At 66.1% G+C, this 14541-nt stretch carries 12 protein-coding genes; 9 read left to right on the top strand and 3 right to left on the bottom strand.

The features are described from left to right. Nucleotides 1-333: 333 nt before the first annotated feature. Nucleotides 334-981 carry a TetR family transcriptional regulator gene (locus LGM56_RS31940; RefSeq protein WP_089494810.1) on the bottom strand — a complete coding sequence of 216 codons (648 nt, stop codon included), beginning with the start codon at nt 979-981 and terminating at the stop codon, nt 334-336. 150 nt (nt 982-1131) lie between these two features. Between LGM56_RS31940 and LGM56_RS31935 the strand changes: the two genes are divergently transcribed. The 7 genes from LGM56_RS31935 (at nt 1132) to LGM56_RS31905 (ending at nt 12661) form a co-directional block, all read left to right on the top strand. Further along, entirely contained in the window at nt 1132-2331 is a 1200-nt protein-coding gene (locus LGM56_RS31935) for a MexX/AxyX family multidrug efflux RND transporter periplasmic adaptor subunit (RefSeq protein WP_089494811.1), read from the top strand. Nucleotides 2332-2351: 20 nt separating this feature from the next. After that, entirely contained in the window at nt 2352-5489 is a 3138-nt protein-coding gene (locus LGM56_RS31930; protein WP_226207760.1) for a multidrug efflux RND transporter permease subunit, read from the top strand. Then, complete coding sequence (locus LGM56_RS31925; RefSeq protein WP_089495287.1) at nt 5489-6946, top strand: efflux transporter outer membrane subunit; 1458 nt, start codon at nt 5489-5491, stop codon at nt 6944-6946. Before LGM56_RS31930 ends, LGM56_RS31925 begins: the two co-directional genes overlap by 1 nt. A gap of 839 nt (nt 6947-7785) precedes the next feature. Further along, nucleotides 7786-8298, top strand: coding sequence for a fimbrial protein (locus LGM56_RS31920; protein WP_089425375.1), 513 nt, complete (start codon nt 7786-7788; stop codon nt 8296-8298). A gap of 118 nt (nt 8299-8416) precedes the next feature. Continuing rightward, the gene (locus LGM56_RS31915; protein ID WP_226207806.1) at nt 8417-10870 is read left to right on the top strand and encodes a fimbria/pilus outer membrane usher protein; all 2454 of its coding nucleotides are present in this window, start codon (nt 8417-8419) and stop codon (nt 10868-10870) included. 16 nt (nt 10871-10886) lie between these two features. Then, nucleotides 10887-11639 (top strand): molecular chaperone, encoded by a 753-nt coding sequence (locus LGM56_RS31910; protein WP_226207759.1) that lies wholly within the window; start codon nt 10887-10889, stop codon nt 11637-11639. Next, nucleotides 11636-12661, top strand: a complete 1026-nt coding sequence (locus tag LGM56_RS31905; RefSeq protein ID WP_089494814.1) for a fimbrial protein — start codon at nt 11636-11638, stop codon at nt 12659-12661. The genes LGM56_RS31910 and LGM56_RS31905 overlap by 4 nt, the downstream gene beginning before the upstream one ends. Nucleotides 12662-12770: 109 nt before the next feature. Here the strand turns inward: LGM56_RS31905 and LGM56_RS31900 are convergent, their stop codons facing one another. Both LGM56_RS31900 and LGM56_RS31895 read right to left on the bottom strand, forming a co-directional pair. After that, nucleotides 12771-12908, bottom strand: coding sequence for an HHHH-motif protein (locus tag LGM56_RS31900; protein WP_163008971.1), 138 nt, complete (start codon nt 12906-12908; stop codon nt 12771-12773). A 47-nt stretch (nt 12909-12955) separates the two neighbouring features. Then, nucleotides 12956-13195, bottom strand: coding sequence for a hypothetical protein (locus LGM56_RS31895; RefSeq protein WP_089494815.1), 240 nt, complete (start codon nt 13193-13195; stop codon nt 12956-12958). Between the two features lie 319 nt (nt 13196-13514). Here LGM56_RS31895 and LGM56_RS31890 point away from each other — a divergent pair, with 319 nt between their 5' ends. After that, a complete protein-coding gene (locus tag LGM56_RS31890; RefSeq protein WP_226207758.1) occupies nt 13515-14171 on the top strand; it encodes an RNA polymerase factor sigma-70 in 657 nt (218 codons plus the stop codon). Nucleotides 14172-14257: 86 nt separating this feature from the next. Further along, nucleotides 14258-14500 (top strand): MbtH family protein, encoded by a 243-nt coding sequence (locus LGM56_RS31885; protein ID WP_011351933.1) that lies wholly within the window; start codon nt 14258-14260, stop codon nt 14498-14500. Nucleotides 14501-14541 lie beyond the last annotated feature (41 nt).

The raw sequence follows: 14541 nt of genomic DNA, 5'->3' as shown, positions 1-14541 counted from the left end.
CCACATCCAGGAAAGCGGTTCAAAGGGGTGTGGGCAGGGTCCACCGGCGGCACATCCGTCGGGCAGCGACGGGGCGGGCGGCGGGCGTGCAACAAAACAGGCCCCGCCAGGGGCCTGTATCGTTTCCGTTCGACCCAACGCGCGGGGCGGACCCGCTTCGAACGGCGGCGTGCATGCCGGGTCGTACCCGGTTATCACGAAGACGCTAAAGAAAGATGACAGCGTCAGTCTACCGATGTTCCGCGAAACGTTAAAAATTTTAAAGGGGGTCAGCTCATTCGTTTCGCAGTGCGGTAAATCGGGCTAAATCAGCATTTATTACGACAAATTCCGTCAGTCCGGCAATTTGTGCGCGCGGCCTCGCAGCGCGGCGGACGTGCGCACGGTGTCGAAGCCGGCGTCGAGCATGGCCTCGGCGTCGTTCCACAGGTTGCCGCGCAGCCGGTTGGTCCAGATCATCGACGCGAACACGCCTTCGAGCAGCGACACGAGATAGACGGCGGCCAGGTGCACGTCGAGATCGGCGGCGACTTCGCCGGCCGCGATCGCGCGGCGCAGCAGCGCCTTCGTGATCCGCAGCATCTGCAATTCGAGCAGCATGCGGCGCCGCTGCAGCGCGCCGTTCTCTTCGCTCTGCTCGCACTTCGTATAGAGGATCACGAGCACGCGCTGCATCGGGCCCGGCTCGCCGCATTCCTGCAGATAGTGCGACGCGGCGCGCCGCAGCGTGGCGAGCGGGGGCAGCCCTTCGCCGGCATCGAAGCCTTCCGACGTGCGCGCGAACGCGCGGTCGCACATCGCGAGACACACTTCCATCTTGTTGCGGTAATGGCCATAGACGGCGCCCCGCGACATCCCGGCGGCCTCGGCGAGGTCCGCCATCGCGGTTTGCGCCACGCCTTTCTCGAGCAGCACGAGCTCGGCGGCGTCGAGGATCCGGTGCTTGATGGCGAGCGATTCTTCGCGGGTCTTGCGAGCCATGTCCTGAAATTCCTTACAGTTCGCTGTCGTTTTATTGAGACAGTGTGACGGTCAGATTGAAACGGCGCGTATTTAATCAGTCGTGACTGATTATAATCGGCCACCCTGAGCCGCCGCATTTTATCGGTGGCGAACGATCCGAGGTCACACATGAATAACAATCGCTCCCTGTTGCGCCACCGACTGGCGCCGTTCGCGCTGGCGGCCGCGCTGGCCCTGGCCGGATGTGGAAAGGGCGACAAGGACGCCGCGCCGGAGGCCGCGAAACAGGCGACGGTCGTGACGGTGCGCCCGACGGCCGTGCCGATGACCGTCGAATTGCCGGGCCGGCTCGACGCGTACCGGCAGGCGGAAGTGCGTGCGCGGGTCGCGGGCATCGTGACCGCGCGCACCTACGAGGAAGGCCAGGAAGTGAAGCAGGGCGCGGTGCTGTTCCGCATCGATCCCGCACCGCTGAAGGCCGCGCGCGACGCCGCGCAGGGCGCGCTCGCGAAGGCGCAGGCCGCCGCGCTCGCGGCGAGCGACAAGCGCCGCCGTTACGACGATCTCGTGCGCGACCGCGCGGTGAGCGAACGCGACCACACCGAGGCCGTCGCGGCCGACACGCAGGCGAAGGCCGACGTCGCGTCCGCGAAGGCGGAACTCGCGCGGGCGCAGTTGCAGCTCGACTATGCGACCGTCACCGCGCCGATCGCGGGCCGCGCCCGGCGCGCGCTCGTGACCGAAGGCGCGCTCGTCGGCCAGGACCAGGCGACGCCGCTCACGACCGTCGAGCAGCTCGATCCGATCTACGTGAACTTCTCTCAACCGGCGGCCGACGTCGATGCGCTGCGCCGCGCGGTGAAGAGCGGGCGGGCGACGGGCATCGCGCAGCACGACATCGCGGTGACGCTGCTGCGCGCCGACGGCACCGCGTATCCGCTGAAGGGCAGGCTGCTGTTCAGCGATCTCGCGGTCGATCCGACCACCGACACCGTTGCGATGCGCGCGTTGTTCCCGAATCCGGAGCGCGAGCTGCTGCCGGGCGCGTATGTGCGGATCGCGCTCGATACGGCGGTCGACCAGCGGGCGATCCTCGTGCCGCGCGATGCACTGCTGCGCACGGCCGACCGCACGTCGGTACGCGTCGTCGGCACGAACGGCAAGGTCAAGGACGTCGAGGTCACGGCCGACCAGATGAGCGGCCATGACTGGCGCATCACGCGCGGCCTCGCGGGCGGCGAGCGCGTGATCGTCGACAACGCCGCGCAGTTCGCGCCCGACACGGCCGTCAAGCCCGTCGAGCAGGCGCCGCCGTCGAAGGCGGCGCCGGCCGCGACCGCTTCGCAGGCGGCCGCCCGTCAAACCTGACTGGTCAACACCACACCACCATGGCACGTTTCTTCATCGATCGCCCCGTCTTCGCGTGGGTGATCGCAATTTTCATCATGCTGGGCGGCGCATTCGCGATCCGCGCGCTACCCGTCGCGCAGTACCCGGACATCGCGCCGCCCGTCGTCAGCCTTTATGCGACGTATCCGGGCGCGTCCCCGCAGGTCGTCGAGGAATCGGTGACCGCGCTGATCGAGCGCGAAATGAACGGCGCGCCGGGGCTGATGTACACGTCGGCCACCAGCAGCGCCGGGATGGCGTCGCTGTACCTGACGTTCAAGCAGGGCGTGAACGCCGATCTCGCGGCCGTCGAAGTGCAGAACCGGCTGAAGACGGTCGAGGCGCGGCTGCCGGAACCGGTGCGACGCGACGGCATCCAGGTCGAGAAAGCCGCCGACAACATCCAGCTCGTGGTGTCGCTGACGTCCGACGACGGGCGGATGACCGCCGTGCAGCTCGGCGAATATGCGTCGGCGAACGTCGTGCAGGCGCTGCGTCGCGTCGAGGGCGTCGGCAAGGTGCAGGTCTGGGGCACCGAGTACGCGATGCGGATCTGGCCCGACCCGGTGAAGATGGCCGGTCACGGCCTCACCGCGTCGGATATCGCATCGGCCGTGCGTGCGCACAACGCGCGCGTGACGATCGGCGACATCGGCCGCTCCGCGGTGCCGGAAAGCGCGCCGATCGCGGCGACCGTGCTCGCCGACGCGCCGCTGAAGACGCCGGCCGATTTCGGCGCGATCGCGCTGCGCACGCAGGCCGACGGCGCCGCGCTTTACCTGCGCGACGTCGCACGCATCGAGTTCGGCGGCAACGACTACAACTATCCGTCGTACGTGAACGGCAAGGTCGCGACCGGGATGGGCATCAAGCTCGCGCCGGGCTCGAACGCGGTCTCCACCGAGAAGCGCGTGCGCGCGACGATGGACGAGCTGTCCGCGTATTTCCCGCCGGGCGTGAAGTACCAGATCCCGTTCGAGACGTCGTCGTTCGTGCGCGTATCGATGAACAAGGTCGTCACGACGCTGATCGAGGCCGGCGTGCTGGTGTTCCTCGTGATGTTCCTGTTCATGCAGAACCTGCGTGCGACGCTGATCCCGACGCTCGTCGTGCCGGTCGCGCTCGCGGGCACGTTCGGCGTGATGTATGCGGCCGGTTTCTCGATCAACGTGCTGACGATGTTCGGGATGGTGCTCGCGATCGGCATCCTCGTCGACGATGCGATCGTCGTGGTCGAGAACGTCGAGCGGCTGATGGTCGAGGAGGGGCTCGGGCCTTACGACGCGACCGTCAAGGCGATGAAGCAGATCAGCGGCGCGATCATCGGGATCACCGTGGTGCTGACGTCGGTGTTCCTGCCGATGGCGTTCTTCGGCGGCGCGGTGGGCAACATCTACCGGCAGTTCGCGCTGTCGCTCGCGGTGTCGATCGGCTTCTCGGCCTTCCTTGCGCTGTCGCTGACGCCCGCGCTGTGCGCGACGCTGCTCAAGCCCGTGTCGGGCGACCATCACGAGAAGCGCGGCTTCTTCGGCTGGTTCAACCGCTTCGTCGCGAACTCGACGCAGCGCTATGCGACGCGCGTCGGCACGATGCTGATGAAGCCGGTGCGCTGGCTCGTCGTATACGGTGCGCTGACCGGCGCTGCGGCACTGATGCTCACGCAACTGCCGACCGCGTTCCTGCCGGACGAGGACCAGGGCAACTTCATGGTGATGGTGATCCGGCCGCAAGGCACGCCGCTCGCGGAAACGATGCAGAGCGTGCGGAAAGTCGAGTCGGCCATCCGCCGCGATGAGCCGATCGCGTTCACGTACGCGCTCGGCGGCTTCAACCTGTACGGCGAAGGGCCGAACGGCGGGATGATCTATGTCACGCTGAAGAACTGGAAGGAGCGCAAGGCCGACGAAGCGCACGTGCAGGCGATCATCGCGCGCATCAACGAGCGCTTCGCGAGCACGCCGAACACGACGGTGTTCGCGATGAACTCGCCGGCGCTGCCCGATCTCGGCTCGTCGAGCGGCTTCGACTTCCGGCTGCAGAACCGCGGCGGGCTCGACTACGCGACGTTCAGCGCCGCGCGCGAGCAGTTGCTCGAGACGGGCCGCAAGGATCCGGCGTTGACCGACCTGATGTTCGCCGGCACGCAGGACGCGCCGCAACTGAAGCTCGACATCGATCGCGCGAAGGCGTCCGCGCTCGGCGTGTCGATGGACGAGATCAACACGACGCTCGCGGTGATGTTCGGCTCCGACTATATCGGCGACTTCATGCACGGCACGCAGGTGCGGCGCGTGATCGTGCAGGCCGACGGGCTGCACCGGCTCGATCCGGACGACGTGAAGAAGCTGCGCGTGCGCAACACGCGCGGCGAGATGGTGCCGCTCGCGGCGTTCGCGACGCTGCACTGGACGCTCGGGCCGCCGCAGCTCACGCGCTACAACGGCTTTCCGTCGTTCACGATCAACGGCTCGGCCGCGGCAGGCCACAGCAGCGGCGAGGCGATGAGCGCGATCGAGCGGCTCGCCGGGAAGCTGCCGGCGGGCACCGGCTTCTCGTGGTCGGGGCAGTCGTTCGAGGAGCGGCTGTCGGGGGCGCAGGCGCCGATGCTGTTCGCGCTGTCGGTGCTCGTCGTGTTCCTCGCGCTCGCGGCGCTCTACGAGAGCTGGTCGATTCCGTTCGCGGTGATGCTGGTCGTGCCGCTCGGCGTGATCGGCGCGGTGCTCGGCGTCACGCTGCGGATGATGCCGAACGACATCTACTTCAAGGTGGGGCTGATCGCGACGATCGGGTTGTCCGCGAAGAACGCCATTCTGATCGTCGAAGTCGCGAAGGACCTGGTCGCGCAGCGCATGTCGCTCGTCGACGCGGCGCTCGAGGCCGCACGCCTGCGGCTGCGGCCGATCGTGATGACGTCGCTCGCGTTCGGTGTCGGCGTGCTGCCGCTCGCGTTCGCGTCGGGCGCCGCGTCCGGCGCGCAGATGGCGATCGGCACCGGCGTGCTGGGCGGCGTGATCACGGCGACCGTGCTCGCGGTGTTCCTCGTCCCGCTGTTTTTCGTGATCGTCGGCCGCCTGTTCGACGTCGGCCCGCGCCGGCGCGGCGGGGCACAGCCGGTGACGATGGAGGGTTCTCAATGATGTTTGCGCTGAATGCACGCGCCGCGCTGCGGGCCCAGGTTGCGCTGGCCGCCGCGCTCGCGCTGGCCGGCTGCACGCTCGCGCCGCGTTACGAGCGGCCGGCGGCGCCGGTGCCGGCGACCTATGCGCCGGTCGACGGCAGTGCCGCACCGGCGGCCGAGGTGTCGCCCGCCGACGCCGCGCTGCTCGACGACTGGCGCAGCTACTTTACCGATGCCGCGCTGCAGGCGTGGATCGACGCGGCGCTCGCGAACAACCGCGACCTGCGGGTCGCGGCCGGCCGCCTCGAGGAAGCGCGCGCGCTGTACGGCGTGCAGCGCGCGGACCGGATGCCGTCGGTCGATGCGAATCTGGGCTATGACCGTACCCGCCAGTACGACCCGGTCGTGCGCGAAAGCGCGATCAGCGGGCTGTATCGCGCGGGCGTCGGCATCAGCGCATATGAGCTCGACCTGTTCGGCCGCGTGCGCAGCCTGTCGGACGCGGCGCTCGCCGATTATTTCGCGACGGCCAACGCGCAACGCACGGTACGCATCGGCGTGATCTCCGACGTGGCGGGCGCGTACGTATCGGAGCGCGCGCTGCACGAGCAACTTGCGCTGGCGCAGCGCACGCTGGATGCGCGCCAACGCATGGCCGCGCTCACGCAGCGCCGTTATGCGGCCGGCACGAGCGACGCGATCGAGCTGCGTTCGGCCGAGATGCTGGTGGCATCCGCGCGCGCGTCGCAGGCCGCACTGCAGCGCGAGCATGCGCAATCCGTGCGCGCGCTGCAGTTGCTCGCGGGCGACTTCGCGCGCAACGTGCCGGATGACACGACCGCGCTCGACGCACTGTCGATCGCGCCCGTGGCGCCCGGCGCACCGAGTGCACTGCTCGAACGGCGGCCGGACATCCGGCAGGCGGAGGCACGGCTCAAGGCCGCCAACGCGCAGATCGGCGCCGCGCGCGCGGCGTTCTTCCCGCGCATCACGCTGACGAGCGACTACGGCTCGGTCAGCGATGCGTTCTCGAGCCTGTTCGCCGGCGGCACGAGCGTGTGGACGTTCGCGCCGCGCGTCACGCTGCCGATCTTCGCGGGCGGCCGCAATCAGGCGAACCTCGACGTCGCGAATGCGCGCAAGCACATCGCGGTGGCCGATTACGAGAAGACGGTGCAGACCGCATTCCGAGAAGTGGCCGACGCATTCGCCGCGCGCGACTGGATCGATCGCCAGCTTGCCGCGCAACAGGACGTGTATGCGGCCGACGGCGCGCGATTGAAGCTCGCCGAGCGCCGTTACGCGGGCGGTGTCGCGACGTATCTCGAACTGCTCGACGCTCAGCGCAGCACGTACGAGTCGGGGCAGGAGCTGATCCGGCTCAAGCAACTCAGGCTCGCGAATGCGATCACGCTGTACCGCGCGCTCGGCGGCGGCTGGTCGCCGGCGTCGGTGGAGGCCGCGGCATCCGCGTGATGCCTGTCGCCTGACGCGACAACGCGTCGGGCGGCATGAGGGCGGCGGTGCGCTTCGACGTGCCGCCGCCGCTTTCTTCGATCCATACCGCTGTTCCGGCGATATCTTCCCCTTCACTGACAGGCTGGCCAGGACGTTTTTCATCCTGCCGGAACGCGCACGTGCGCGTTCCGGAACAGCCCTCGCCATGCGACCGCTCGTGTCGCCATTCCGCGCAAACGTGTGCGGTCCATTTTTCCTTCCTGCGCTGCCGCGATCCGGACCGGATGACGGGTTCCGGCGACCGCGCATGCATGTGATTTACGATCCGGAATTGACGATCTGATTAATCAATATATTGGAAATAATGAGAGCGGCAAAGTGTCGCAGTAAAACGTTTGTATTCATGTCGCAATCGTTTGCGCGAAAGAATGAAATTGATTGAATCGCCGTTTAATTTCCTGTTTGTTGAAAATGATTTGATATTGGCGTTGTCGTTCTGCAACGATGGCGGCATTGGACAATGCTTTGTCCTTTTCGACGATGATTTCTCGGGAGCCAATCCCAGCATGGGTGAGCAGGGTGGCTACGGCTGTCGATCGAAAATTTCCTTAATCTTCAATTGCTTCCGGAAAATAAAAAAGGACTGCGGATAAAAGTTGAAGGATTGTAAATCGACAGGAAAGAGTGGGGATTTAGAGGGGTAAATCGGACATTGTCAGATGCATTTGACAATGATTTACAGAAAACTTTCATGATTATCTCGATAATGCCGCCTCGTGTCGGACGGAAGCCACCATGCGCTGCCGTTTGTGTCCGCCACGTCAACTACTCCATTTGCAGTCCTTACGGGAAACGTCATGAAAAAATCCATCCTGACCGCTGTCGCACTCGCGGCCCTGTCGACCTCGGCCTTCGCAGCGGGCACCGGCACGATCAACTTCACGGGCGAGATCGTCGCGGGCGCATGCGGCATCGATTCGGGTTCGGTCAACCAGACCGTGAACCTCGGCAAGGTGCCGACCAACGTGTTCAAGCAGGCTGGCGACAAGTCCACGCCGACCAACTTCGACATCAAGCTGACCGACTGCGACACGAGCGTCGCGCAGAACGCGTACTTCACGTTCACGGGCACGTCGAGCGCAGGCCAGCCGAAGCTGCTCGCGACGATCGGTTCGGCGACCAACGTCGGTATCCGCCTGCAGGCAGCGTCGGGTGAATACCTCGACAACGGCGCCGAGCAGAAGGCACCGACCGTGCTGCAGAACGGCACGAACATCGCGCGCTTCGCTGCGATGTACGAGGCGACCGCAGCCGGCGTGACGCCGGGTACCGCCGAAGGCGTCGCGAATTTCACGGTTCGCTACCAGTAAGCCGCCGTACCGGGGAAGGGTGCGCGCACCCTTCCTCGTTCGTTTTTCCTCCTTTTCTCCCTCCCTGGACTTCCGGTAGCGCCGCGTGCGAATCAGACATTCCTTCCTTTGCGTCTCCGTGCTGGTGGTCGGCAGCCAGAGCCATGCGACGGAATTCAATTCGTCGTTCCTGAACATCGACGGCTCGAACAACGTCGATCTGTCGCAGTTCTCGCAGGCGGACTTCACGCTGCCGGGCGAGTACATGCTCGACGTGCAGGTCAACGACCTGTTCTACGGGCTGCAGGCGATCGAATTCATCGCCGTCGATACATCAGGGGCGGGCAAGCCGTGCCTGCCGCCGGAACTCGTCGCGCAGTTCGGGCTGAAGCCGTCGCTCCTGAAGGACCTGCCGCGCTTCCAGGGCGGACGTTGCGTCGACCTCGGCGCGATCGAGGGCGCGACCGTGCGCTACCTCAAAAGCGACGGGCGGCTCAAGATCACGATTCCGCAGGCCGCGCTCGAGTTCACCGATTCGACCTACCTGCCGCCGTCGCGCTGGTCCGAAGGGATTCCGGGGGCGATGCTCGACTATCGCGTGATCGCGAACACGAACCGCAACTTCGGGACGGGCGGCCGCCAGACGAATTCGATCCAGGCCTACGGGACGGTGGGCGCGAACTGGGATGCATGGCGCTTTCGCGGCGACTACCAGGCGCAATCGAACGTGGGCAATACGGCCTACGCGGACCGCACGTTCCGCTTCAGCCGGCTTTATGCCTTTCGTGCGTTGCCGTCGATCCAGTCGACGGTGACGTTCGGCGACGACTACCTGACTTCCGACATCTTCGACACGTTCGCGTTGACGGGCGCGTCGATCCGCAGCGACGATCGCATGCTGCCGCCGTCGCTGCGCGGCTATGCGCCGCTGATCTCGGGCGTCGCGCGCACCAACGCGACCGTGACCGTGTCGCAGGCAGGCCGCGTGTTGTACGTGACGCGCGTGTCGCCGGGTGCGTTCGCGCTGCAGAACATCAATACGAGCGTGCAGGGCACGCTCGACGTCGCGGTCGAGGAAGAGGACGGCAGCGTGCAGCGCTTCCAGGTGACGACGGCCGCCGTGCCGTTCCTCGCACGCGCCGGGCAGTTGCGCTACAAGGCCGCCGTCGGCAAGCCGCGCCAGTTCGGCGGCGCCGGCATCACGCCGTTCTTCGGCTTTGGCGAAATCGCCTACGGTCTGCCGTTCGACGTCACGGCGTACGGCGGCTTCATCGCCGCGTCGGGTTATACGTCGATCGCGCTCGGCCTGGGCCGCGATTTCGGCGCGTTCGGCGCGCTGTCGGCCGACGTCACGCATGCGCGGGCGAAGCTGTGGTGGAACGGCGCGACGCGCAACGGCAACTCGTACCGCATCAACTATTCGAAGCACTTCGACGGGCTCGATGCCGACGTGCGCTTCTTCGGTTATCGCTTCTCCGAACGCGAGTACACGAACTTCGCGCAGTTCTCGGGCGACCCGACCGCATACGGCCTCGCCAACAGCAAGCAGCGCTACTCGGCGACGCTGTCGAAACGTTTCGGCGATACCTCGACCTATTTCTCGTACGACCAGACGACCTACTGGGAACGCGCGAACGAGCAGCGCGTCGGCCTCACGCTGACGCGGGCGTTCTCCATCGGCACGCTGCGCAACCTGAACGTGAGCGTGTCGGCGTTCCGCACGCAGAGCGCCGGTGCAAGCGGCAACCAGGTCTCGGTTACCGCGACGTTGCCGATCGGCGGCCGTCACACCGTCACGTCGAACCTGACGACGGGCAGCGGCAGCACGAGCGTGAACGCGGGCTACATCTACGACGATCCGAACGGCCGGACCTACCAGGTCAACGCGGGCGCGACCGACGGACGCGCGTCGGCGAACGCGAGCTACCGCCAGCGCTCGTCCGCGTATCAGCTGACCGCGCAGGCGTCGACGCTCGCCAATGCGTATGCGGCGGCATCGCTCGAAGTCGACGGTTCGTTCGTCGCGACGCAATACGGCGTGTCGGCGCACGCGAACGGCAATGCGGGCGATACGCGCCTGCTGGTGTCGACCGACGGCGTGCCCGACGTGCCGCTGTCCGGCACGCTCTCGCACACCGATTCGCGCGGCTATGCGGTGCTCGACGGCATCTCGCCGTACAACGTGTACGACGCGACCGTCAACGTCGAGAAGCTGCCGCTCGAAGTGCAGGTGACGAACCCGATCCAGCGCATGGTGCTGACCGACGGCGCGATCGGCTTCGTGAAGTTTTCCGCCGCGCGCGGCAGCAACCTGTACCTGACGCTGACCGACCCGGCCGGCAAGCCGCTGCCGTTCGGTGCATCGGTGCAGGACGTGGCGAACGGCAAGGAGCTCGGCATCGTCGGCGAGGGCGGTGCGGCGTTCCTGACCCAGGTTCAGCCGAAATCCACGCTGGCGGTGCGGGCGGGCGAACGCACGCTCTGCACGATCGACACGCTGCCGAACCAGCTCCAACTCGAAGGCACGCCGATTCCGGTGACGTGCCAGACGCCCGGTGAGTCGCATGCAGCGGCCGCACGGGTCGAACGATGAATTCACGGATCCCGCGATGAAACATTCCTTCTCCCTTTCCCTTTTCTTTTCGCGGCGCGCATGGTGCGTGCTCGCGACCGCCGGCGCGTTGTTCGCAGGCGCCGCGCAGGCGGCGATCGTGCCCGATCGCACGCGCGTGATCTTCAACGAAGGCGAACAGGCCGCGATCGTCACGATCACCAACAAGAGCACGACGTACCCGTATCTCGTGCAGTCGTGGCTCGAGGACGCGAAGGGCAACAAGATCACGTCGCCGCTGATGGTCGTGCCGCCGCTGCAGCGCGTCGAGGCGAACGAGCGCAACGTGCTGCGGATCGCGAAGCTGCCGGGCACCGAACTGCCGGCCGATCGCGAAACGGTGTTCTACCTGAACATCCGCGAAGTGCCGCCGAAGACGGATACGCCGAACACGCTGCAGATCGCGCTGCATACGCAGATGAAGCTGTTCTATCGCCCGAAGGCCGTGCAGCCGGCGCGCGACGAGGACTGGACGCTGCCGATGACGTTACGGGTCGACTCGGCCGCGCACACGCTCGTGTTCGACAATCCGACGCCGTATCACATCACGATCGTCAACCTGGCTTCGGGGGCGCAGAAGACGCAGGTGCCGCTGGAGCCGGTGATGGTGAGCCCGATGAGCAGGACGGACGTGCCGTTCAAGGCCGCGACGCCGTCGACGCTGTTCGTCACGCATGTCGATGATTACGGTGGCCAGGTGGCGGTCGAGTATGCGTGTGAGGCAGGGGCTTGCAAGAGCGTGAAGAAATGAGCGCCGTTCGACGAAACCGCATCGCTTCGCCCATGCCGGCCTGGATCAGGTGGTGTGTGCTCGCGCTGTTCGTCGCGGTTGCGCAGCCGGCGTGGGCGCTGAAGTGTATTGCGGACAACGGCGGGCTGTCGCTGACCGAGACGATCGGCAACGTCGCGTCGTATCCGACCGACGCGCCGGATGGTTACGTGATCTGGGTATCGCCGCCGCGCACGACGACGGGCTATTGCTACAAGGATATCGGCGGGCTGCAGGATTTCCCCGAGCAGATCTACTTCTACGCGAACCCGGAGAAACAGAATCCGGCCGCGTGGGGGCTCGAAGTCGGCATTCGCTTCGAGGGCACGGACTATTACGGACGCAGCAGCCAGCCGGGGAACGGCATCGACACGCACCGCTCCGTGAAAATCTGCGAGATGAACGACCGGCAGGTCAATGCCGGGATGTGTCCGAAATGGCCCATCAGCATTACGTATCAGGTGGTCATTCGCAAGCGGGGAGCGTGGACGAGACCGCCTTCGGATATCTACGCGGTGTTTCAGTTCGACGGCGAGCGCGGGCTGAACAGCAAGGGAAGCTTCCGCTACAAGCTGAGCGGTCTGCAGAATCTCAAGCCGACACCCTGCATGGTCGACGTGAAGGTCACACCCGAGCCCGGCATCGTGAAGTTCGGTCAGGTTCAGGCGACGGGCAACGGTTTTTCGCCTGCGGTGCCGCGCAAGTCGTTCAGTCTCGCGCTGACGAAGCAATGCAACGTCCCGGTGCGCGTGGACGGCTACTTCGAGACGTCGCAGACGGTGCGTAACGGGCTGCTCGTACCGGACGCCAACAGCAATTTCGGCATCGGCATCGAGGACCGGAACGGCAAGGCGATCGCGTTCAACGAACAGTTCGTGCTCGCCCAGATGCCGGGAAGCGTGAACTACCAGAGCGTGACGCTCGATGCCGTGCTGAAGGCGTTCGGCCCACCCAAGATCGGGCCGTTCAACGGAACGGCGACGATACGATTGTTCATCTATTGACGCGGTATGCCGGGCGCCAGCCGGTCGGGCGCTACCCCGCGGAGAACAGCATCGGTAAGACGAAAAAAACGCCGGCAAGCCGGCGTTTTTCGCATCTGCTGCGCGATGCTCAGCGCACCCAGCGGCAAACCTTGTGATGGTGATGCTCGAAGTGACACACGCGGTGCGGATGGGCTTCGGCGATCGCCGGCACGAGTACGGCGGCGGCGAGCGCCGCGACGGTCAGGGTCTTGAGTAGCGTCTTCATGTTTGAGGTCCTGTCGTTGAATAGTGGGTCACGGGAGCGGCAGCTTGCTACCACTGCGGCCGCTGATCGTCGCGATGGTCGTCCCGGCGATCGTCGCGGCGGTCGTCATGCCCGCCGCGATGCTGAGCCTCCCAGTCGCGGCGCTCCCAGTAGCGATTTCCGTCCCAGTAACGATCGCCATGCCAGCCGATCGTGACTTCGGCCGGGCCAGGATAGGCCACGCAGCCGGTGAGCAACACGCTCGACAGCGCGCCAATCATGACGGCAGATAACACGATGGATTTCATGTGGTTCTCCCTTGGGGAAACGGCACGTCGATCGTACGGGCCCTCAAAATTTCACGTGGTAAGAAGTTGCTACCGCACATGACATGACCCCAGGCGTTTCGTCAGAACCCCGTGAACGCACGGGCAGCCGTATCCGCCGGACAGACGCATCGATCGCCGCCTGCCACGACCGGAGGCATGCGTCCGATCTGACCCGACAACGATTTCGCTGATTGTTCAGACAAATCCTGACAACCGAAAGGGTCATTTCGTAATCGTATTGAGAATGATTTGCGTTTACGTTAAATTTCGCTATCTCGGAATTTGACGGAGCAGATCGATGGCGATGGCGGAAGTGCTCGACCGACCGGCGGCGGCAGCGGCAAACCCGTTCCTCGGCAGTTATCCCGACCGGCCGCCGCGTGCGCGCCGCGCCGCGGAGCCCCGTGCGCAGGGCGCGCTGCTGGACGTGCTGATCTCGCATCGCACGATGCTCGTCAATGTCGCGCGCGGCTTCGTCGGCTGCGCGAGCCGCGCCGAGGACGTCGTGCACGACGTGTTCGTGAAGCTCGTCGAATTCCCGAACCAGGACGCGGTGCGCCAGCCGGTCGCCTACGTGACGCGGATGGTGCGCAATGCGTCGATCGATGCGTGCCGCCGGCAAAGCCTCGAGAACGTCTATCACACGGAAGAGGACGACGGCTTCGACGTGCCGTCGCCCGAGCCGACGCCGGAAGCCGCGCTGCTGACGCGCGACACGCTGCGGCGCGTGTGGGCGGCGCTCGACGACCTGCCGGCGCGCAGCCGCGCGGCGTTCGAGATGGTGCGTCTGCGCGAGGAGACGCTGCAGACCGCGGCGCGCGCGCTGAACGTGTCGCAGACGCTCGTGCATTTCATGGTGCGCGACGCGGAGCGCCACTGCGCGGAATGCCTCGACGCGTGCCATCGCGGCGTCGCGTGCCCGGTGTTCCTGGGCGGCCGCGCACGGCGCCGGTAAAAATCCGCGCCGGCCAAACGTCTATCAGACAGGAGCGGCCGAAACCGCCGCTTCGCCACCTTCAACCGCCTCAGCGATTTCCGATCATGACGCAAGCCACGACGCCTTCCGCCGACACCGACGACCTCGTTTATACGGTCGTCATCAACGACGAAGAACAGTATTCGATCTGGCCGACGTTCCGGCCCGTGCCGGCCGGCTGGCGCGAGATCGGCGTGAGCGGCCCGAAGGCCGACTGTCTCGCGCACATCGAGACCGTCTGGACCGACATGCGCCCCGCGAGCCTGCGCCGCGCGATGGACGGCGAGCGCGCCTCGCGCGCGTCGTGACCCGCTGCGCCGTGATCCGGCGCGCCACCTGAAGAGGACGT

Origin of the sequence: Burkholderia sp. AU38729 (genome assembly GCF_020419725.1) — a bacterium.
Lineage (GTDB): Bacteria > Pseudomonadota > Gammaproteobacteria > Burkholderiales > Burkholderiaceae > Burkholderia.
The sequence above is the reverse complement of the archived record's forward strand: the minus strand, read 5'-3'. Positions and strand labels throughout refer to the sequence as shown.

What these genes read in the sequence shown, in the direction of transcription:
- LGM56_RS31940 (WP_089494810.1), bottom strand. Translation starts at nt 981, where the DNA reads ATGGCTCGCAAGACCCGCGAAGAATCGCTCGCCATCAAGCACCGGATC.
- LGM56_RS31935 (WP_089494811.1), top strand. Translation starts at nt 1,132, where the DNA reads ATGAATAACAATCGCTCCCTGTTGCGCCACCGACTGGCGCCGTTCGCG.
- LGM56_RS31930 (WP_226207760.1), top strand. Translation starts at nt 2,352, where the DNA reads ATGGCACGTTTCTTCATCGATCGCCCCGTCTTCGCGTGGGTGATCGCA.
- LGM56_RS31925 (WP_089495287.1), top strand. Translation starts at nt 5,489, where the DNA reads ATGTTTGCGCTGAATGCACGCGCCGCGCTGCGGGCCCAGGTTGCGCTG.
- LGM56_RS31920 (WP_089425375.1), top strand. Translation starts at nt 7,786, where the DNA reads ATGAAAAAATCCATCCTGACCGCTGTCGCACTCGCGGCCCTGTCGACC.
- LGM56_RS31910 (WP_226207759.1), top strand. Translation starts at nt 10,887, where the DNA reads ATGAAACATTCCTTCTCCCTTTCCCTTTTCTTTTCGCGGCGCGCATGG.
- LGM56_RS31905 (WP_089494814.1), top strand. Translation starts at nt 11,636, where the DNA reads ATGAGCGCCGTTCGACGAAACCGCATCGCTTCGCCCATGCCGGCCTGG.
- LGM56_RS31900 (WP_163008971.1), bottom strand. Translation starts at nt 12,908, where the DNA reads ATGAAGACGCTACTCAAGACCCTGACCGTCGCGGCGCTCGCCGCCGCC.
- LGM56_RS31895 (WP_089494815.1), bottom strand. Translation starts at nt 13,195, where the DNA reads ATGAAATCCATCGTGTTATCTGCCGTCATGATTGGCGCGCTGTCGAGC.
- LGM56_RS31890 (WP_226207758.1), top strand. Translation starts at nt 13,515, where the DNA reads ATGGCGATGGCGGAAGTGCTCGACCGACCGGCGGCGGCAGCGGCAAAC.
- LGM56_RS31885 (WP_011351933.1), top strand. Translation starts at nt 14,258, where the DNA reads ATGACGCAAGCCACGACGCCTTCCGCCGACACCGACGACCTCGTTTAT.